The organism is Gramella sp. Hel_I_59 (assembly GCF_006714895.1).
Taxonomy (GTDB): domain Bacteria; phylum Bacteroidota; class Bacteroidia; order Flavobacteriales; family Flavobacteriaceae; genus Christiangramia.
Genome location: NZ_VFME01000001.1, coordinates 439,339 through 459,921, shown reverse-complemented (window position 1 = coordinate 459,921; position 20,583 = coordinate 439,339). Strand labels below are relative to the sequence as shown.

Here is a 20,583-nt window from a genome sequence, read left to right as displayed (position 1 = left end):
TTTCACTAAAAAAGCCGGTCTTTCGACCGGCTTTTTTTTGTTCACGTATCTAATTATGAGCCTTTAAAAATGTAGAAAGGCATCAGTAATATGTTCCATTTCGTAGTTGGATCCAGATTTTGTAATCGCAATGATATCGAACCTGATCTCCAGATCTGTATCATGCTTTTCCGAATAGTAATTCATTGCTTCCACAAGTAATTTGATCTGAGCAGGTTTCACAAAGTCTGCAGGATTTCCAAAATAGACCGAACTTCGTGATTTTACTTCAACTGCTATTAAGGTATCAGCTTCTCTGGCAATGATATCTACTTCAGCTTTACGATACCTGAAGTTACGTTCCAGGATCTCGTAATTATTTTTCAGAAGAAACTGTACTGCCAACTCCTCCCCCTTCTTGCCCAGATCATTATGAGTAGCCATTCGTAAACCTAGTTTACCTCATTCATCAACATCACAGATCCTACCTGAAGTTCAAGAGCGTCAATTTCTTCTTTACTGGCTTTTACGATCTTATCACCATAGAATTTATTAGGAATATCCTTATCTGTTTTCAGGAAAACACCAATTCCGGATTTCGCAAGTTTTCCACCATTCCAGTCTACAGCTCCACTATAATCCCATCCAAAACCGTAAAAAGACACTGGTTTTGCATTTAATTCATTTAGTTCATTCAGGCTCATTCCAACCTTAATTCCATCGGCAGTGGTCCATCTTCCTTCTCCGGAATAATTGATTGAACTCACCTTTTTCTTCTCTTTAGTTTGCCAGGTGATCAAAACCTCGTCTTCAGTTTCAGGAAATAGTATGCTGTAAGGTTTTGTCTCGGTTCCCTCCTCGAATTCATCCACTCCTTCTTCCATATTGGATTGTGGGTAATTGCGCGAAATATCTTCCGAAGACATTCGGCTTAAATTTTCAAGACTATAAATATCTTTAGAGCCAGTTACAGCTTTATTACTGTTACAGGAAACTATGGCCAGCAGACCAACAACGGCTAGAATTTTACGCATTTGAAGTTTTTTGTAGTAAAAGTATACAGATAAGCTCCACAAGGTTCCGCTTTTACAAGAATTTAACGCGTATTCGAACGTCTTTGCTTAACTTTACCGCTCTTAAAAATTTACTTATTCTAATGAGCAAAAATCCTCAGAGATTTACGATCACAGCGGCTTTACCTTATACGAACGGGCCTATTCATATTGGACACCTTGCAGGCGTTTATGTACCTGCAGATATTTATTCCAGGTTTTTACGAATGCAGGGACATGATGTAGCATTTGTTTGTGGAAGTGATGAGCACGGTGTGCCAATTACGATCAAGGCCAAGAAAGAAGGTGTGAGTCCGCAGGATGTAGTAGACAAGTACAATGCGATCATCAAAACCTCTTTTGAAGACTTCGGAATTACCTTCGATAACTATTCCAGAACTTCAGGTGATGTTCACCATAAAACGGCATCAGACTTTTTTAAGAAGATGTATGAGGATGGTAAATTTATTGAAGAATCTACCGAGCAATTATATGACGTCGAGGCTAACCAGTTTCTAGCCGATAGATTTGTAACTGGAACCTGCCCAAAATGTGGGAATGAAGAAGCTTATGGAGACCAGTGTGAAAACTGCGGAACTTCATTAAATGCAACAGATCTTATTAATCCTAAATCTGCTATTACCGGTGCCGTTCCAACTTTAAAAGAAACTAAACACTGGTTTTTACCATTAGACCAATATGAAGATTTTCTAAAGGAATGGATCCTGAAAGGGCACAAAGCCGACTGGAAAAGTAACGTTTATGGTCAGGTGAAATCCTGGATCGACGATGGTTTAAGAGCCCGCGCGGTAACCAGAGATCTTGACTGGGGAATCCCTGTTCCAGTGGAAGGCGGAGAGGGCAAAGTGCTCTATGTATGGTTCGATGCTCCTATTGGTTATATTTCCTCTACCAAAGAATGGGCAGAGAGAGAAGGAAAAGACTGGGAGCCTTACTGGAAAGACGAAAACACCAAACTGGTTCATTTCATCGGGAAGGATAATATCGTTTTTCACTGTATTATTTTCCCTACGATGCTGAAAGCTCATGGTGATTATATCTTGCCTGAGAATGTGCCGGCAAATGAATTTCTGAATCTTGAGGGTAAAAAACTTTCAACTTCAAAGAACTGGGCGGTATGGCTACATGAATATCTGCAGGACTTCCCAGATCAACAGGATGTATTGCGTTATGTGTTGACTGCAAATGCTCCGGAAACAAAAGACAATGATTTTACCTGGAAAGATTTTCAGGCAAGAAACAATAATGAGCTGGTCGCTATCTTCGGAAACTTTATTAACCGCGTGGTGGTTTTAACCAACAAATATTATGACGGAATAATTCCGCAGCCGGGAGAGTATACTGAAGTGGATGAACAGACAATTGCTGAATTAAAAGCATATCCATCGGTAATCGCAAGTTCGATTGAAAAATACCGTTTTCGTGAAGCTCAGGGTGAGTTGATGAACCTGGCCAGGCTTGGAAATAAATACCTGGCTGATGAAGAGCCATGGAAGCAAATTAAAACTGATGAAGATCGTGTAAAAACGATTATGTACGTGGCACTTCAAATTGCCAGCGCACTCAGTATTATTAGCGAACCTTTCCTCCCGTTCACTTCCGCTAAACTAAAGCGAATGCTGAATCAAACTGGAGAGAATACTTCTACTACCCCAGACTGGGATATTATTGGTACCCGGGAAGCATTAATTCCTGCAGGTCATCAAATTGGAAAAGCGGAACTACTTTTCAGTAAAATAGAAGATGAACAAATGGAGCAACAACTGGAAAAATTAAAGGCTACCAAAGCAGCGAACGAAATGGAAAATCAGAAAGCTGAACCGCAAAAAGAGATTGCTACTTTTGAAGATTTCACTAAAATGGATCTGCGTGTTGGAACTATTATAGAAGCTGAAAAGATGGCCAAAACCAAAAAGCTGATGATTCTTAAAGTTGATACCGGTATTGATCAGAGAACGGTGGTTTCCGGTATTGCTGAACATTTTAAAGCAGAAGAAATTATCGGTAAAAAAGTAACTGTGCTGGTAAACCTTGCTCCCAGAAAATTACGTGGAGTAGAAAGCGAAGGAATGATCCTGATGACCGAAAACAAAGAAGGAAAACTTGTTTTTGTGAATCCTGATGAGGATAATGTCTCCAACGGAATCACGATAAATTAAAAACTCAAATCGCCTGGAAATAACTTTCCAGGCTTTTTTATGCTCAAAATTGCCTTTCATCCCATTTATAAACATCCACTGCCTGAAGGTCACAGGTTTCCTATGGAAAAGTATGATTTGCTTCCAAAGCAATTATTGCATGAAGGTACCTGTGAGGATGAGAATTTTTTTAAGCCTGACCTCATCGATGAGAGTTTGATCTTAAGAGCCCATACTGCAACCTATGTTGATAGATTGAAGAACCTGGATCTTAGTAAAAAAGAGATCAGAGTCTCAGGATTTCCACTATCACAGGAACTTGTGGATAGAGAACAGATTATTGCACAGGGAACCATCGATGCCTGCAAATATGCACTTGAATATGGCGTCTCCATGAATATAGCCGGTGGAACTCACCATGCTTTTTCAGATAGAGCTGAAGCATTCTGTTTATTGAACGATCAGGCAATCGCTGCCCGCTATTTACAAGATCAAAATCTGGCTGAAAAAATTCTGATCGTAGACCTGGACGTACATCAGGGAAATGGTACGGCTGAGATCTTTCAAAATGATGATTCTGTATTTACATTTTCGATGCATGGAAAGGGAAACTACCCTTTTAGAAAAGAAACTTCTGATCTGGATATTGAAATCCCGGATGGCACAGGTGATGAAGCTTACCTCAGGCAGCTAAAAGATGTTCTACCGGAACTTATAGAAAGAACAAAACCTGATTTTATTTTCTACCTCTGTGGCGTAGATATTTTAGAAACCGACAAGCTTGGCCGACTCTCCTGTACTATAAAGGGATGTAAAGAACGCGACAGGTTCGTATTACAAACCTGCCACGATCTTCAGATTCCTGTGGAGTGCAGCATGGGTGGTGGTTATTCAAAAGAGATAAAATATATTATCGAAGCTCACGCCAACACTTATAGAGCTGCCCAGCAAATCTATTTTTAAGAACTATCTACTATTTACCAAGTAGTAAAAGTTCCTGGCAAACGACTTCAGTTACATATCTTTTAATACCATCTTTATCCTCGTAACTTCTACTGGTTAGTTTTCCTTCAATTCCAATCTCCTTCCCTTTCGGAACGTAATTTTCAACCAGTTCAGCAGTTTTGCCCCAGGCAACGATATTGTGCCATTGTGTATCAGTGATTTTCTCACCTTTTGAATTCTTATAACTTTCATTGGTGGCTACTGAAAATTTGGCTAATTTCTTTCCAGATTCAAGATTTACGATTTCAGGCTCATTCCCTACATGCCCGATCAATTGTACTGTGTTTCTTAAAGTGCTCATAACTAAAGATTTTATTGCAGTTGAAAATCATTCGTTCATTTCAACAGGACAAAGATGTATGGAAGAGCAAAGACTAATCGGTCGTAAAGCACTTGTAGTTGTTTACTTTCGTTTGTAAACATTTGAAAACGTATAATGCCTATATAATAAAACATTCCCAAGATAGTAATACTCTCATAATCAACTCTAACCAACTATCCAACAACCTTATGATACACAAGTCTATTCTTATATGCCTGTTCACTTTCTTTGGAAGAGAGATGCTTTCTCAAGCTTCAGCTCAGGAAACCCAGCCGTTTTATGTCAATATCTTTATTAACGCTGAAGAAACCTATTATGTCAAAACCGAAAGAACTAAAATTGAAAATATTGAGCAAAAGGTTTCAGAAATTGTGAGAAACAAACCATTCAGAATTGATCAGCAGATCGTATATAGAATTTTCGCAGATAAAAATCTACCCATGGCCAAATTGATCGATCTGGATCAGAAGTTGAGCAATGCTTATAGTGATAATATCCGCCGGGAAAGGTATTTGCTCAATACTGTAGAAATGAACATCGATGGAAGAAACTGGTTTAAATCTATAGATATGAATAGTTTAGACCAATTATAAGCTGACGATTGGAGCGCGCATTTCGCAGCCATTTTTCTTTATATTATATCCATATTGCTGAGCAATCCGAAAACCTATAAAGCTACGAATCCATAGATTATGCTAATTTCTCCTGCGCCGGAGTCTGAAATCATGATTGTTTTACAGAGTAAACGCAACCATTTCAGAAAATGGCCATCTAATAGATACAAATATTAATTATGAAAAAATTCAGCCTTCTACTTCTACTTTCTATTATTCTAATGTCCTGTGATAAATCTGATGATGCTACAGGAATCAAAGAATCGGTCGAATTCATCGTACATGAAAATTCAGCTTTGAAGATCAGTGAAAATGACTTCGGTACCTTTGTTGAAGTTGTCGATGGAGATAAGCTGGTTTTTGAATATACTTTTAGTAAAGCATCAGATCCAGAAGTTGCAGATAGCGGTCTGGATCAATATTTATATTTTGAACTTGCTGCAAATACTGCAGATTTTCAGCTTACTACAAATGATTTTGACGTCAGCAACACCTATCTAAGACATTCCTGCTTTTGTCCTGTTACCGATTTCAGAAGAGCGACATCTGGTGAGATCACTGCACAAAAGATCGGTAATCTGAAATGGAATATAAGCTTCGAAGTAGCTGCAGATTACACAATAAATGAAGGGGAAGAAGAATTTTCTGGAAGTATAAAATTTCAGAATTCAGGAATATTTCAGCCGCAATAAAATTTACTAACTAACCGCCTAAATGATAAAACTCCCTTATGAGATCTCTAGCAACATATTTTCTACTATTTAGTTTAGCTTTTTTACAATCCTGCGGGACAGATGATGATGAGGACTGTTCAGCAACGATCTGTGACGCCGGTTATGCCGATTTAAACTTTCAAATCATAGATAGCAATACCGGTGAAAACATCTTTGACAACATAGCATCTTCTGAAGGGATCACGGTAGTTGAAACTTCTAATGATCTTGAAGCCGATTTCCAGGTTATTGAAAAGAATGAACAGAAAACTCTTGTAATTTATACTTTCAATGATGCTGAATTTTCGGTGATGTACGCAGATGAAGAAATATTTACAGTTTCGGTGGAAGGAGAAGCTATCACTGAAGGTTGCTGTCCTACTATAGCGATAACAGATTTAAGTATTGAAGGCGCAGAATATATGTATGACGAAACGAATGATATTCATGTAGTTGAACGATCTGTTCGTTCACATTTCACAAATGATGAAAGTCTTGAAAATTACCATGCATTCTTCGAAAACTCAAGACTTCAGATTGATGCTATTCCAGATACTAACGATCTCGAGATGGACGTGAAGCCTGGTAATAAACTGGTTTTCAAATTGCTTCAGTATGAAGATCCTATTCCCGAAGCCGTAGACGACGAAATTACTCGCATCGTATATTTTGAAGTAGATCCAAATGCTAACAGTTTTCTAATTACTTCAGATAACTTTTCAGAATATAAGGTTGTAACAGGTATTTCAGGGAGTATTTCTAATATTACATTTGTAGAACAGGGAGAGATTGTTGGTGAAAAGCTGAATGACAATGAATGGAAAATCAGTCTGAATACCTCTGCAGTAACCGAGACCGATATAAACATTAATGTTGATCAGGCTGAAACCATTTTTTCGAAAAGCACTTATGAGGATGTATGGATGCCCATCTATTATACGCATCTTTTCTACTAGAAAACAAAGGTGTTAAACCCTATAAAAAAGCTTTTTAGTATATTTCCCTATGCAAAAGACTTGCGAGGAGTGCAACGAAAAGATCGTTGGAAGAACAGATAAAAAATTCTGTAGTGATTATTGCCGAAATGCATATCACAACAGGATGAATAAAGATGCAAGTAACCTCATCAGGAATACGAATAACTCGCTGCGGAAAAATTACCGGATACTTCAGGAACTAAATCCCGGTGATAAAACTTCGGTTTCTAAATCTAAATTACTTTGCAAAGGATTTAGCTTTGAATTCTTCACCAGTATTTATACTACCAAAACGGGAAAGCAATACTTCTTTGTGTATGATATGGGCTATCTGCCGCTTGAAAATGACTTTTACGCATTGGTGAGAAGAAATTGAGATTTTATTATACCTAAGATCAAATAGAAATGCCTAACTTTTGATGTATGCGGAATCTCACATTACTCATTATTCTAATTTTCTACGGAATGACTTCAAAAGCGCAGGACCTGCAACAATACCAATGGGAAAACCGAATCATTGTCGTGTATTCTAATGACACTGAATTAGATCTTGTATCAAAACAATTGGATCTACTTACCGAAGAACCAAAAGAGCTTTCAGAAAGAAAACTAATACTAATCCAGGTTCATAGTAATCAATACAAAACAATTTTTCCTGAAAATTCAGAATGGGTAAGTTCATACTTAAAAGACAAACTAAAAATTTCTGTAAAAACTGAATTTGAAGTTTTCCTACTTGGACTGGATGGAGGCATTAAACTAAGGCAACAGGAAATTGTTCAAACCGAAAAATTATTCAGCCTGATAGATGGTATGCCTATGAGAAAGGCAGAAATAAGAAGAAAAGATCAATAACTCCAGGTGTGTGATTTTAATCTTAGAGCAGCTTTAAGAACATCTCTCTGTGAAATCTGACCTATCAACTGGTTATTTTCCACAATAGGAAATCTTCGGAATCTCTTTTCAATAAAGATCTTCGCGGCATCCAGAACATTCATATTCCCATCTATAGTTTCCACATTACTAATCATTCGTTTTCCAACCGTGAGATCTGTCATTGGCATATTATAATACCTGCTGTCAGAAATTTGTTTCATACAATCTCCTTCAGATATAATTCCCAGCAATTCATTCCTGTCATTCACCACACAGCCACCAGAGATGCCATGTTTAATTAATTTCTCTACGACATCCATGATATTTTCATTTTCCCTGAAGGTGATAAGCTTCTCGGTCATATAATCTCTCACCAGCATCGGAATTTCCGCAGGCTTTTCAGGCTCTGCTCGTTTACCCATAAAACTTTTAATACCCATAATTTATTTATTTGATTACCAATTACTTAAATATAAGGTTTTTCGATTTGTTACGCATGACAGTTATTCTGTTATTCATATTTCAAAAACTTAATTAACTTTAAAACTTTGATCCTCATTGCATGAACTCTAAATTTTCCGGCTTAATATCTTTCTTGCTGATCTTTGTAGCAGTTTGGCTAAGTTTTAATTTCGACGCTCCCCAAGCCAGGCTTTCCGAAGAAATTCCTTTAGATCAATTTTCAACTTCAAGAGCCTTCCAGCATGTGGAAGCTATTGCACAGCAACCACATTATGTTGGGAGCAGTGAGCATCCAAAAGTTCGCAACTATATCGTACAGGAATTGCAGCAAATGGGTCTGGAAGTACAAACTCAGGAAGATTATTTTCTCAATTCCAGCGCTATTTTAAGCAAACCACAAAATATCCTTGCCAGAATTAAAGGTTCAGGTGATGGTGATGCATTGGTACTTATGACTCATTACGACAGTGCCACACATTCTTCGCCAGGTGCAAGTGATGCAGGAAGTGGCGTGGCTACCATACTGGAAGGCATCAGAGCATTCCGTGAAAAGGAAATTCAACCTAAGAATGATATTATTTTGCTCTTTACAGATGCGGAAGAAATTGGTTTGATAGGTGCAGAGATCTTTGTTAAAGATCATCCGTGGGCGAAAGATGCACAACTAGCGCTTAATTTTGAAGCCAGGGGAAGCGGTGGAAATCCATTTATGCTACTGGAAACTAATGGAAAGAATGCGAAGTTGATCGAAGCATTTGCAGATGCGAACGTAGAATTCCCAGTAAGCAACTCGCTTGCCTACAGTATCTATAAAATGCTTCCAAACGACACAGATCTTACCGTCTTGCGTGAAAAGGGCAATATCAATGGTTATAATTTTGCTTTTATTGATGATCATTTTGACTATCACACGGCGAATGACACTCCCAAAAATCTGGATGCCGAAACCCTTGCTCATCAAGGTAGCTACCTTATGCCGCTGCTTGCTCATTTTAGCGAAGCAGATCTTAAAAATTTATCCAGTGACAGAGATCTTATATATTTTAATTTGCCTTTTGGAGAGTTCGTAAAATATCCTTTCGACTGGATCTTGCCCATGTTGATCGCTGCCATTGCGATTTTCCTCATCCTGGTTATCTACGGAATTCGAAGAGACCGCCTGAGTATTACTGAAATTTTCAAAGGTTTTTTACCCATGTTAATCAGTATTGGTTTATCAGCTTTTTTAAGCTGGGCGTTCTGGCAGTTCTGTCTATTTATTTACCCGGAATACTCAGAAATGGAACATGGCTTTACCTACAATGGCTACTGGTACATCGCATTGATCATCTTTCTTTCCCTGTCCATTAGTTTTATAACCTATCATTGGTTTCGCAAACGTTCATATAAAGCTTCCATATTTACAGCGCCACTTGCTTTATGGCTGGTGATCTGTACACTCGTTGCCTTATACCTGAAAGGTGCTGCATATTTTATCATCCCTGTATTCTTCGGACTATTACAACTCTTCGTCCTGATAAGACAAAAAAAACCAAACCGCATTCTAATGGTCTTACTGAGCTTTCCCGCCATTATTTTACTTCTGCCCTTCATCTTGAGTTTACCGGTCGCATTGGGTCTTAAAACCCTTTTCATTACCGCAATCCTGGTAAGTTTAGTATTTCTATTCCTTTTACCGCTCTTTGGATACTTCAGAAAACTTAAATCCTTTGCGGTTTTATGCTTTCTGGTTTTTAATATTTTACTATTTACAGCGCATTATTACTCAGAATTTTCTTCGGAAAGACCTAAACCTAATAGTTTGGTGTATCTGAAGGATCTCGACCAGCAGGTTAATTTCTGGTATAGTTATGATAAAATGGAAGATTCCTGGACGAGCTCTTATTTTCCTGAAGGCACAGAAAATTCAGGAACAGAATCTAACTTCAGCAGTAAATACGGCAGTAATTTCCGAAGAAAATCCAGCGCTACGGAAGTTGATATTCCCGAACCTGCAATCCTACTGCAAGAACTCGAAACTGATACATTGACTAATTGGAAGTCCTATTCTTTGAAGATCGCTCCAAATCGGGATATTAACCGCCTGGAATTATATGAAATCCGTGATGTGGATTTTAAAGAGTTTAGAGTAAATGATCTTATAGCTGAAGATGAGCAATTGGGAGAACAATATTTTAATATGCATACGCAGCGATGGAAAGAACGAATTCTTACATATTACGCCTCAAACCGGGATACTTTGCGAATTGAATTCGCAATAGCACCAGAAGATGAGCCAGAATTTGTACTTTACGAATCGGCTTACGATCTCTTCGAAAACGAAGAATTAAAGCTTGAAAAAAGACCGAAGGATATGATCCCGCGGCCATTCGTTTTGAATGATGCTACAATTTTAAAGAAAACCATAAGAATAAAGGAATAAATGAAAATCGCGATTTTAGGATGTGGATGGCTTGGTTTTGAGCTTGGAAAAGAATTAAGGGCCTTGAATCATGAGGTAAAAGCTTCTGTTACCAGAAATGAGAAGTTTGTTGATCTTCACGCCGCAGGACTCGTTCCCTACACGATAAAATTGTATGAAAAAGGAATACAGGGAGATATCAGGTCTTTTCTCTCCAAGTCCGACTGTATCGTGGTGAACATCCCTCCCGGACTTAGAAAAAATCCTGAAGCCGACTTCGTTTCAAAAGTTAGAACCATTGTTCCTTACCTGGAGAAAAGTTATTGTCCAAAGATCATTTTCGTGAGTTCAACTTCGGTCTATAAAAATGAACCTGGTTTTCCAGAGGTTAATGAAAATACTGAAACCGATAACTCTTCCAATATAGCAGTTCAGCTGCGCAATGCCGAGTTATTATTGCTGAATAACGAAAACTTTAAAACTGAAATTCTGCGTTTTGGTGGTTTAATTGGCGATGATCGCCATCCTGTGAATCAGCTTTCTGGAAAAAGAGATCTAAGCTCTCCAAAAGCGCCGGTAAATCTCGTACATCGTCGTGATTGCATCAAAGCAATTATTGCCCTAATCGAGAAACCTGCTACCAATAATATATATAACCTGGTACATCCAGAGCATCCTTCACGTGAAGATTATTATACTAAAATAGCGCAGGACAGAGAACTTGAAGCCCCTCACTTCAGTCATGAAATATCATCAGAAGGTAAAGTGGTAAGTTCAGATAGATTTCAAAAAGAGCTCAATTTCAAATTTGAGCATTCTATATATTAGTTTCTGGAATAAGCTTCAGCATAAGGTGACCAGATCTCTTTGATAGGATCACCCTTGGAACTTTTTCCTGAATGTATCCAATTCCCGTCTTCGACTTTATAATTGAATTCGAGACTTGCTCCCACTCTACTGGCATCCCTGGAGAAAAATTCTATATTCTCTACATATTTTCCATCCTTCGCAATATAAGTTCCACCGCCGGTACCAAAAAATTCTTCGGTTGCCGAGTTAAATGCTACCCATTGGAAACGATCGCCACCCAGCATTTTGATAGTTCTTCGATCACCGGGTTTCATCTGATTCATTTCACCATTTCGCTCTCTACCCGTGATCACCCAATTTCCCGTTAATTCATTTTTATTTCCTGACACTTTTATCCACTTTTGAATGGTTTCGCCCTGTTCTACCCTGAAACTATTGTCCTCTTCAAATTCGATCCTATGTGCAATCAATTCTACTGAAGGTTTTTCCTGCCTCGTGTCAAAATCAATTCGAACCTGATCATCTTTCTTGTGATATTCCCCTCCACGTGCCCAGAGAAATTCATTGGAATCTGGATCTTTCGCACCTTCAGTGAAATACGAATCAGCATAAATACGAATCACCTCTTTGCCTGTTACTGCCTTGCCATTTTCCGCAGCAAGTTTCCACGAACCTTGAACCGATTGAGCCTGCATATTCAAATTAAATACTAAAACTAAGAGGAGTAGAATAATTTTCATGATATAGATTGTATCTTTTAAAAATAAGAAATAATTGATCCAAAAGATCTTTCCGAAGTATCAAAAGAACAATCCATGAGCGAATTTCAGAATTCAGAAATATCCAATAACGAACAACCTATCGCAATTGTAACTGGAGCGAATGCCGGACTGGGTTTCGAAACTACAAAGGCGCTTGCAGCAAAGGACTTCAAGGTGATCATGGCCTGCCGAGACCTGGAAAAAGCCAAAGAAGCCCGGCAACAAATTCTGAATTGGCATGGAAACGCTAAACTAGAGATACTGGAACTAGACCTTGCAAGTCTGGAATCGGTAAGGTCCTTTGCTTCAAAATTTAAAACTAAAAATGAAAAGCTTGACCTTCTAATAAATAACGCTGGTGTGATGATGCCTCCTTATCAAAAAACCGAAGACGGTTTTGAGCTTCAATTAGGAGTAAATTATTTAGGCCATTTTCTACTTACTGGTTTATTAGAGGAAGAATTGACTACTTCGAAAAGCTCCAGGATCGTGACCTTGAGTTCTATCGCTCACAAAAATGCCGAAATTGATTTCAATGATCTGCAGAGTGAAAACTCTTATTCAAAATTCAAAGCTTATGGGCAATCCAAGCTTGCCTGCCTGCTTTTTAGTTTAGAACTGGAACGAAGATTAAAAGCTAATTCTGTAAGACACGTGAGTTCACTTGCCGCCCATCCAGGTGTTTCCTCCACAGAACTCATGCGACATTTGCCGGGATGGCTTATGCTTATCGCCAAACCCTTGCAACCATTCATCTCCCATTCTGCGGAAAAAGGAGCGCAACCTACGCTCAAGGCGGCTTTAGATAAAGACCTGGCAGGTGGTTGCTATATTGGGCCTGATGGCTTTAGAGAAATGAAAGGGAAGCCTGCAGAAGCTGAAATTGCCAGACAGGCTGAAAACAAAGAAACAGCCGCAAAATTATGGGCTGTTTCTGAAGATCTTACCGGGATAAAATTTTTAAGCTAACTATCTATTCTTTAGTCTCGCCATATTTATCATACTCCGGATACAGGAAGTTATTATAAGGAAATCGAGTAATATGAATTTCACGAACGGCTTCGTATACTCTTTTTCTGAAATGTTCAAAATTCTCTTTTTCAGTGGCAGAAATAAAGACCACATTATTACCCATTTTATTCATCCAGGTTTTCTTCCATTCCTTGAGCGTATAATGCGCTGAAGTTCTCTCGGTTACAAGATCATCCTCCTCGATCTCTTCAGGCTCGTAAGCATCGATCTTATTAAAGACCATAATGGTTGGTTTACCTAAAGCTTCGATCTCTGTTAGAATCTGGTTAACGGAAGCTATATGGTCTTCAAAATTGGCATGAGAGATATCTACCACGTGCAAGAGAAGATCTGCTTCCCGAACCTCATCCAATGTAGATTTAAAAGATTCTACCAGCTGAGTTGGCAGTTTTCTAATAAAACCAACGGTATCACTTAGCAGAAATGGAAGGTTACGAATCACTACTTTTCTTACTGTGGTGTCCAGCGTGGCAAATAATTTATTTTCAGCAAAAACCTCGCTTTTACTAATCGCATTCATCAAGGTAGACTTCCCTACGTTGGTATATCCTACAAGTGCTACACGAACCAGTTGTCCTCTGTTCCCTCTCTGTACTTCCATTTGCTTATCGATGGTTTCCAGTTTTTTCTTCAGTAAAGATATTTTATCTCTAACGATACGACGGTCGGTTTCGATCTCTGTTTCCCCTGGACCACGCATTCCAATACCACCACGTTGTCTTTCAAGGTGAGTCCACATACCGGCAAGTCTTGGTAATAAGTACTCATATTGCGCCAGTTCTACCTGTGTCCGGGCGTAACTGGTCTTTGCTCTCTGGGCAAAAATATCCAGAATCAGGTTAGTCCTGTCCAGAATTTTAGCCTTTAGTATTTTTTCAATGTTCTTCTGCTGAGCAGGTGTAAGTTCGTCATCAAAGATCACGGCACCAATTTCATGTTCTGCCACGAATTCACGCACCTCTTCCATCTTACCGGTTCCAATAAAGGTTTTAGGATTCGGCATGTCCATCTTCTGCGTAAAACGTTTCTGCACTTCACCACCAGCGGTAAAAGTTAGAAACTCCAGCTCGTCCAGGTATTCTTCAAGTTTATCCTCGTTCTGATCTTTGGTAACTATACCTACAAGAACAGCTTTTTCAAAGGACAGGTCGGTTTTTTCAATCATAAATACAAAGATAATCATTAGATGGCTTCTGCATTCGAAGCCGCCATACTTCAACAAAAATTTAACTGAAAAAGCCCGTGAATTTCACGGGCTTTTCATAAATCTATAGGTTTTCTCTAGAATCCGAAGTTGATCCCGACTCCAAATACTTCACGAATCTGGAATGCTCCAACAGCGTTATCATCATAGATCGCCTGGAATATCAGGTTTGCAGAAAGGTAATCATTGATTCCCATGTTCAGATTCAGCAAATAATCAATATCTACATTCTCCGGGTTCTCAAGATAGTTTGAATATAAAGCTAGTGAATGCTCCATTTCTACATTTTCAAGGATCTCGTAGCTTAAGAAAGCGGTAAGTGCAGCGCCTAGTTCGAACCTAGTACTTTTTCCTTCATCAACTCCAAAGTAATCACCATCAACATAACCTGCACGACTCGTGAAATCACTGTCCACAAAGATCAATCTTGCCGTGGCCGGTGCAAGGTTCACCATGAAATTATCATCTTTCTTATACATTATCCCAGGACCGGTTTGCAAGTAACCTGGTGATAGAAAATGGGTGGTTTCGGTTCTTATAGTTTCCCCAGTTTCAGCATCTTCTGAAAATTCATAACCTTTAGCGAACTGAGTTCTGAAGTTTAAAAACCATGAATAATAAAAATTCGTGTCTTCTATCTGCTTCCCGGCAATACTGTTCAATTCAAGTCGGTCACTCGTTTTACGTTCAAATTCATCGTCTTTTACTTTCGTAAGTCCGTAATTCGCCAGAATCCTGTTATCCCAGGTAAAATCATCCTTACGATAATTGAACTGGTAATCTACAGTTAAATTTCCAGCGATACTGGAAGTTCCACCACCTGTCCATTCTTTGTTGAAAGCAGACTGGTTAAATAATAACTGAACATTTCCTTCTTTTTGCCATCCATTGGGTGGGATAGAATCATTTTCCTCCTGTGCAAAGGAAGATCCAAATAAAAACAGCGCAACGGCTGTAAATAAAACTTTCTTCATTACTATTTTCTAGGTTTTTTATAGAGCGGAACTGAAGAACAAGCCTCTCCATACATTAAGCTTTTAACTACAGGTTGTAGTTTCTGCATGATCATTATATAAGCATTTTTTGGAACTGGTTTGTTGGAACATCCCTTGATAATAACAGGCTTATCCTCCAGATCACTAACATCCAGACGATCGATCACTTCCTGGTAAAGATGACTTTCCAGGTTTTCCAGATCTCCGATTATGGTCTTTTGAGCAATACCCTGCAGGTATGAGCTAACGAGCATAAAAGCCCATGACGGTACGATCGCATCTGTAGAACATACAAGGGCAACATAAGCACCCTTATACTGTTGCCAGACATGATTTTTCGCCTGTTCTCTAAAATCTTTCTCTCTCAGCACAAAGCCTTCAAGTAGCCAGTCGCTAATATCAAAAACGACACGCTGTCCCTTGGGATAAAAATCTTCAAGATTAAAGGTAACCAGTTTACTTTCGGCGATTCTATTTACGATTTCTTCAGCCATAAAGTATTTTTAGAGCAATCCAAGCTCAAGTTTCGCTCCTTCGCTCATTAGATCCTGGCTCCATGGTGGGTCAAAAGTGATCTCCACTTCAGCATCTTTTACCATATCCAGAGACTTCACTTTCTCTTCCACTTCTAATGGAAGGGTTTCTGCCACCGGACAGTTAGGGGTAGTCAGGGTCATTAAAATCTTTACGTCATAATCTGTAGACACCATCACGTCATAGATCAAACCTAATTCGTAGATATCTACCGGAATTTCCGGATCATAGATCGTCTTTAAAACTGTTACGATCTTCTCTCCTAATTCCTGTGTATTTATTTCCTGCTCCATCTTAATTCAATTGTGTTTGATATGCCAAAGCATACATTTTTAATTGTTTGATCATACTTACAAGTCCGTTTGCTCTGGTTGGAGACAAATGTTCTTTTAGACCAATTTCATCAATAAACTGAGTATTTGCTTCAATGATCTGAGAAGGATGCTGATCTGAAAATACTCTTATCAGGATCGCAACAATTCCCTTGGTAATAATCGCATCACTATCTGCGGTGAATAACAAACGCTCACCGTCAAGCTCGGCATGAACCCAGACTTTACTTTGACATCCTTTTATAAGATTCTCTTCGATCTTATATTTTTCGTCTATTAGCGGAAGTGATTTCCCAAGTTCGATCATATATTCGTAACGCTGCATCCAGTCGTCGAACATTGCAAACTCATCAATTACTTCATTCTGTTTTTCCTGAATCGTCATAACTCAATTTTGCACAAAAGTACGACATGCTAACCTGCTATTCAACATTTTCTGCCAATCTTAAAATAGCCTGCACCAATGGTTTTAAAGCCTCAGGAGGATTCCCATGATCAAAGGTGGAGGAATTAAATTCAGAATTTCCAATGACCAGACTTAGTTCAGCATGTGCAGCTGCATCACTGGCCCTGGATTCTGTTGGCGCCTCAAGATCTTCCAGTTTGGAGGTATCAATTTTTTTAATTTCTGAAGTGAGCATCTCCCAATCTTCCTCTGAGATTGCTTCTGAATTTTCCTTTGTTTGAACTCCAGTGCTTTTTAATTTGATCTCTTCCGAAGTGATCGTATAAGTTGAAGAAGATCCGCGCGTATAAGTTTTATAGCTTACAGATTTGATTTCTTCCTGACCATCGTTAGAACAGTCATTAATAGCAAAGAATATTAGAATAAAAGATAGTATTGAAAGTTTCATAACTGGAATTTTAGATATAGCATATTACAAAAAAAGGCACCATGTTGGAGCCTCTTTTAAGTATATTGTATTTGATTAGGAAGGTTCGCGATTACTGCAGCATCATCAAAGCCTTTTTTAACCCTTCCATAAATGTATCGATCTCTTCTTTCGTATTGTAAAATGCAAAGGATGCTCTTACTGTTCCGGGAATCTTAAAGAAATCCATTACCGGTTGTGCACAATGATGCCCTGTTCTAACAGCAATTCCCATTTTATCTAATAGCGTTCCAATATCGTATGGATGTAATCCCTCTACGTTGAAACTAATCACGGCCGTCTTCTCGGCAGCTTCCCCATAGATCTTCATTCCCTGGATCTCCTTCAGCCTGCTTGTTGCATATTGAAGCAATTCATCTTCGTAAGAAGCGATCTCTTCAAAGCCAATAGAGTTCATATAATCGAGGGCCGCTCCAAAAGCTATTCCGCCACAAATGTTAGGTGTTCCCGCTTCAAATTTGTGAGGCAGACCGGCATAGGTCGTTTTTTCAAAACTTACTGTAGCGATCATTTCACCACCACCCTGATAAGGAGGTAATTTTTCCAGCCACTCCTGTTTACCATATAACATTCCAACACCAGTAGGGCCACACATCTTATGAGCTGAAACTACATAAAAATCAATATCAAGCTCCTGAACATCAGCTTTAATGTGCGGCGATGCCTGAGCTCCGTCTATTAAAACAGCAGCACCAGCTTCATGAGCGATGTCAATAATCTCTTTAATTGGATTCACCGTTCCAAGGGCATTGGAAACATGATTTACAAAGACAAGTTTTGTGCGATCAGTGATCAGGTTCCTATATTCGTCAAGGATTAGTTCCCCTCTTTCGTTCATCGGGATGACCTTCAGCTTAGCACCGGTCTTTTCCGCCAGCATTTGCCAGGGCACAATATTCGAATGATGCTCCATTGCTGAAACCAGAATTTCATCTCCAGACTTCAGTAAAGAAGAAAAACCATTCGCCACAAGGTTGATCCCATGTGTTGTACCCGAGGTCATAATGATCTCGTGAGCATGTTCAGCATTGAAATGTTGCTGAATTTTAATCCTGGCCTGCTCATAGTTATCTGTCGCTTCCTGAGAAAGCGCATGAACTCCACGATGAATATTGGCATTATAATTCGAATAATAATCCACGATCGCATTCATCACCTGTTTAGGTGTTTGCGCAGTCGCGGCATTATCGAAATAAACCAATGGATAGCCATTCACCTCACGTCCAAGAATTGGAAAATCCTGACGGATCGTTTCAACATCTATTTTTCTGACCTGAGTTGACTGACTCATCCTCTTAAAGTTTTATTGATTTATAGATTGAAGCCTAGATCGACTTCAAGTTTGCTCGCAATTAGCTTATTAATACGCTTCTTCACTTCCGGAATTTTTACACTTTCCAATACGTTATTTGCGAATGCGTACATAAGTAATCCTCTGGCTTCCTTACGCGGAATACCTCTGGATTGCAAATAGAATAAAGCCTCCGCATCAAGCTGCCCGATCGTACACCCGTGGCTGCAACGTACATCATCTGCAAAGATCTCTAACTGTGGCTTCGAGTTGATCGTCGCCTTGTCACTTGCGAGGATATTGTTGTTAGACTGGTAAGCATTTGTCTTCTGTGCTTCCTTCTCTACAACAACTTTACCATTGAATACCCCAACAGATTTGTCATCAAAAATTCCTTTGTAATCCTGGTGACTTTCACAATTAGGCTCGATATGATGAACCAGTGTGTTGTGATCTACGTGCTGCTTGTCTTCAATAATGGTAACTCCTTTCATGGTAGAATCTATACGTTCTCCATTCTGGTAGAAGTTCAAATTATTTCTGGTTAGCTTCCCTCCAAACGAGAATGTATGCACAGAAACGTGGCTTTCAGATTTTTGATTGATAAACGTATTATCAATTAATGAAGCTGAAGCTTTATCATTTTGGATTTTATAGTAATCTACGATCGCTCTTTTATCTGCAAAGATCTCGGTAACAGAGTTCGTAAGCACCGGGTGATCTGTAAGACTTTGGTGTCTTTCAATGATCTGCACATGAGAATTCTCATCCACAACAACCAGATTTCTAGGCTGTAACATTAGAGCAGACTCATTTCCAGTAGCAAAATTAATGATCTGGATAGGCTTATCTGCCTGAGTATTCTTGTGAATATGTATAAAAGCTCCTTCCCTGGCAAATGCTGTATTCAGCGAATTCAGGCTGGTTTTTGGAGCAACTTTATTGTAATAATTTTCAATTACCGCACTGTACTTGTCCTTGTTAAGCGCAGCAGACATCAAACAAACATCGATCTTATCATGAGTGGTTTGCGATAGATGAGAAGAATAGATCCCATCGATAAAAACCAGATCATAAGTATCTATATCATGTATGAGGTATTTCTTGATATCACGATACTCGATCGCGTCTTCTTTCTTCGGAAAAACACTATAATCGTGTTTTAAAACCGAATTTAGTGAGGTATACTTCCAGTCTTCGTCTTTTCTACCAGGAAAACCAAGCGTTTCAAAATTTTTGATCGCTTCGTTTCTTAAAGTATCCAGATTCTCGTTCGGGTCCAGATTTTCCTCAAAGGCTAAAAATGACGAGACCAATTTATCTTTCAATTCCATTACATTCTAATTTCTAGTTCAACAATTCAATTTCTCGACTCGAGTATTAAACTGTTTCCTGCTTTACCCAATCGTATCCTCTTTCTTCCAGTTCGTAAGCAAGTTCTTTTCCTCCAGACTTTACGATCTTTCCGTCTACCAATACATGCACGTAATCTGGTACGATATAATCAAGCAATCTCTGGTAGTGCGTAATTAGCAATACCGCGTTATCCTTAGAGCGAAGTTTATTCACTCCATTTGCAACGATCTTTAGTGCATCGATATCAAGTCCACTATCTGTTTCATCAAGAATAGATAATTTTGGTTCAAGCATCGCCATCTGGAAGATCTCGTTACGTTTCTTCTCTCCTCCTGAGAAACCTTGGTTCAATGATCTAGAAAGGAATTTTCTATCGATTTCCAGCATTTCAGATTTCTCACGAATCATTTTCAGCATATCATTCGCAGGCATATCCGGTTGCCCGTGTGCCTTTCTTTGAGCGTTGATCGCTGTTTTAATAAAATTGGTTACAGAAACACCAGGAATTTCCACAGGGTATTGAAATGATAAGAACACTCCTTTGTGCGCTCTTTCCTCAGGATCAAGTTCGTTCAGGTCTTCCCCTTCGAACATCATTTCACCTTCAGTCATTTCATACTCTTCTCTTCCTGCGATTACTGAAGAAAGGGTACTTTTCCCGGAACCGTTTGGCCCCATGATCGCATGAACCTCTCCTGGTTTGATTTCCAGGTTAATTCCTTTCAGGATCTCTTTATCTTCAATACTGGCGTGTAAATTCTTTACTTTAAGCATGTCTGTTATTTCTGAATCTGCCTATGCAGACTGTTTGATAT

24 protein-coding genes are annotated in these 20,583 nt (G+C 38.9%); 10 read left to right on the top strand and 14 right to left on the bottom strand.

Going from position 1 to position 20,583, the window contains the following annotated elements:
• Positions 1-63: 63 nt before the first annotated feature.
• Complete coding sequence (locus JM79_RS02150) at positions 64-423, bottom strand: YraN family protein (protein WP_141876593.1); 360 nt, start codon at positions 421-423, stop codon at positions 64-66.
• 8 nt (positions 424-431) lie between these two features.
• Entirely contained in the window at positions 432-1,013 is a 582-nt protein-coding gene (locus JM79_RS02145; RefSeq protein WP_141876592.1) for a hypothetical protein, read from the bottom strand.
• Positions 1,014-1,135: 122 nt separating this feature from the next.
• Between JM79_RS02145 and metG the strand changes: the two genes are divergently transcribed.
• Both metG and JM79_RS02135 read left to right on the top strand, forming a co-directional pair.
• Positions 1,136-3,211 (top strand): methionine--tRNA ligase, encoded by a 2,076-nt coding sequence (gene metG, locus JM79_RS02140; RefSeq protein WP_141876591.1) that lies wholly within the window; start codon positions 1,136-1,138, stop codon positions 3,209-3,211.
• 39 nt (positions 3,212-3,250) lie between these two features.
• A complete protein-coding gene (locus JM79_RS02135; RefSeq protein WP_141876590.1) occupies positions 3,251-4,153 on the top strand; it encodes a histone deacetylase in 903 nt (300 codons plus the stop codon).
• Positions 4,154-4,163: 10 nt separating this feature from the next.
• Here the strand turns inward: JM79_RS02135 and ssb are convergent, their stop codons facing one another.
• Positions 4,164-4,496, bottom strand: coding sequence for a single-stranded DNA-binding protein (gene ssb / locus JM79_RS02130; RefSeq protein ID WP_141876589.1), 333 nt, complete (start codon positions 4,494-4,496; stop codon positions 4,164-4,166).
• A gap of 209 nt (positions 4,497-4,705) precedes the next feature.
• On the opposite strand from ssb, the gene JM79_RS02125 reads away from it, so the two are divergent.
• The 5 genes from JM79_RS02125 (at position 4,706) to JM79_RS02105 (ending at position 7,676) form a co-directional block, all read left to right on the top strand.
• Positions 4,706-5,110 (top strand): biopolymer transporter ExbD, encoded by a 405-nt coding sequence (locus JM79_RS02125; protein WP_141876588.1) that lies wholly within the window; start codon positions 4,706-4,708, stop codon positions 5,108-5,110.
• A 200-nt stretch (positions 5,111-5,310) separates the two neighbouring features.
• Positions 5,311-5,823: a hypothetical protein gene (locus JM79_RS02120; RefSeq protein WP_141876587.1), complete on the top strand. Its 513-nt coding sequence runs from the start codon at positions 5,311-5,313 to the stop codon at positions 5,821-5,823.
• A gap of 38 nt (positions 5,824-5,861) precedes the next feature.
• A complete protein-coding gene (locus JM79_RS02115) occupies positions 5,862-6,800 on the top strand; it encodes a hypothetical protein (protein WP_141876586.1) in 939 nt (312 codons plus the stop codon).
• Positions 6,801-6,849: 49 nt separating this feature from the next.
• Positions 6,850-7,197, top strand: coding sequence for a hypothetical protein (locus JM79_RS02110; protein WP_141876585.1), 348 nt, complete (start codon positions 6,850-6,852; stop codon positions 7,195-7,197).
• A 47-nt stretch (positions 7,198-7,244) separates the two neighbouring features.
• Positions 7,245-7,676: a DUF4174 domain-containing protein gene (locus JM79_RS02105; RefSeq protein WP_141876584.1), complete on the top strand. Its 432-nt coding sequence runs from the start codon at positions 7,245-7,247 to the stop codon at positions 7,674-7,676.
• Here the strand turns inward: JM79_RS02105 and JM79_RS02100 are convergent.
• The gene (locus JM79_RS02100; protein WP_141876583.1) at positions 7,670-8,137 is read right to left on the bottom strand and encodes a CBS domain-containing protein; all 468 of its coding nucleotides are present in this window, start codon (positions 8,135-8,137) and stop codon (positions 7,670-7,672) included. The genes JM79_RS02105 and JM79_RS02100 overlap by 7 nt on opposite strands.
• 155 nt (positions 8,138-8,292) lie before the next feature.
• On the opposite strand from JM79_RS02100, the gene JM79_RS02095 reads away from it, so the two are divergent.
• On the top strand, positions 8,293-10,581 hold the full coding sequence (locus JM79_RS02095; RefSeq protein WP_260443352.1) for a M20/M25/M40 family metallo-hydrolase: 2,289 nt from the start codon (positions 8,293-8,295) through the stop codon (positions 10,579-10,581).
• Positions 10,582-11,388, top strand: coding sequence for an NAD(P)H-binding protein (locus JM79_RS02090; protein WP_141876581.1), 807 nt, complete (start codon positions 10,582-10,584; stop codon positions 11,386-11,388).
• Here JM79_RS02090 and JM79_RS02085 read toward each other — a convergent pair.
• The gene (locus JM79_RS02085; protein WP_141876580.1) at positions 11,385-12,110 is read right to left on the bottom strand and encodes a hypothetical protein; all 726 of its coding nucleotides are present in this window, start codon (positions 12,108-12,110) and stop codon (positions 11,385-11,387) included. The two genes, JM79_RS02090 and JM79_RS02085, sit on opposite strands and share 4 nt — an antisense overlap.
• Before the next feature lie 75 nt (positions 12,111-12,185).
• Between JM79_RS02085 and JM79_RS02080 the strand changes: the two genes are divergently transcribed.
• Complete coding sequence (locus tag JM79_RS02080; RefSeq protein WP_141876579.1) at positions 12,186-13,100, top strand: oxidoreductase; 915 nt, start codon at positions 12,186-12,188, stop codon at positions 13,098-13,100.
• A 4-nt stretch (positions 13,101-13,104) separates the two neighbouring features.
• Here the strand turns inward: JM79_RS02080 and hflX are convergent, their stop codons facing one another.
• From hflX to sufC, 9 genes are all read right to left on the bottom strand, one after another.
• On the bottom strand, positions 13,105-14,328 hold the full coding sequence (hflX, locus tag JM79_RS02075; RefSeq protein WP_141879154.1) for a GTPase HflX: 1,224 nt from the start codon (positions 14,326-14,328) through the stop codon (positions 13,105-13,107).
• Positions 14,329-14,444: 116 nt separating this feature from the next.
• Entirely contained in the window at positions 14,445-15,341 is an 897-nt protein-coding gene (locus JM79_RS02070) for a DUF3078 domain-containing protein (protein ID WP_141876578.1), read from the bottom strand.
• Positions 15,342-15,343: 2 nt separating this feature from the next.
• A complete protein-coding gene (locus JM79_RS02065; protein WP_141876577.1) occupies positions 15,344-15,856 on the bottom strand; it encodes a DUF2480 family protein in 513 nt (170 codons plus the stop codon).
• A 9-nt stretch (positions 15,857-15,865) separates the two neighbouring features.
• Entirely contained in the window at positions 15,866-16,189 is a 324-nt protein-coding gene (locus JM79_RS02060) for an iron-sulfur cluster assembly protein (RefSeq protein WP_026914726.1), read from the bottom strand.
• Between the two features lies 1 nt (position 16,190).
• Positions 16,191-16,613, bottom strand: coding sequence for a SufE family protein (locus JM79_RS02055; RefSeq protein WP_141876576.1), 423 nt, complete (start codon positions 16,611-16,613; stop codon positions 16,191-16,193).
• A gap of 37 nt (positions 16,614-16,650) precedes the next feature.
• Positions 16,651-17,082 carry a hypothetical protein gene (locus JM79_RS02050; protein WP_141876575.1) on the bottom strand — a complete coding sequence of 144 codons (432 nt, stop codon included), beginning with the start codon at positions 17,080-17,082 and terminating at the stop codon, positions 16,651-16,653.
• Between the two features lie 91 nt (positions 17,083-17,173).
• Entirely contained in the window at positions 17,174-18,412 is a 1,239-nt protein-coding gene (locus JM79_RS02045; protein WP_141876574.1) for a cysteine desulfurase, read from the bottom strand.
• 20 nt (positions 18,413-18,432) lie between these two features.
• Complete coding sequence (gene sufD, locus JM79_RS02040; protein ID WP_141876573.1) at positions 18,433-19,746, bottom strand: Fe-S cluster assembly protein SufD; 1,314 nt, start codon at positions 19,744-19,746, stop codon at positions 18,433-18,435.
• Positions 19,747-19,792: 46 nt separating this feature from the next.
• Positions 19,793-20,542 (bottom strand): Fe-S cluster assembly ATPase SufC, encoded by a 750-nt coding sequence (sufC, locus tag JM79_RS02035; RefSeq protein ID WP_141876572.1) that lies wholly within the window; start codon positions 20,540-20,542, stop codon positions 19,793-19,795.
• Positions 20,543-20,583 lie beyond the last annotated feature (41 nt).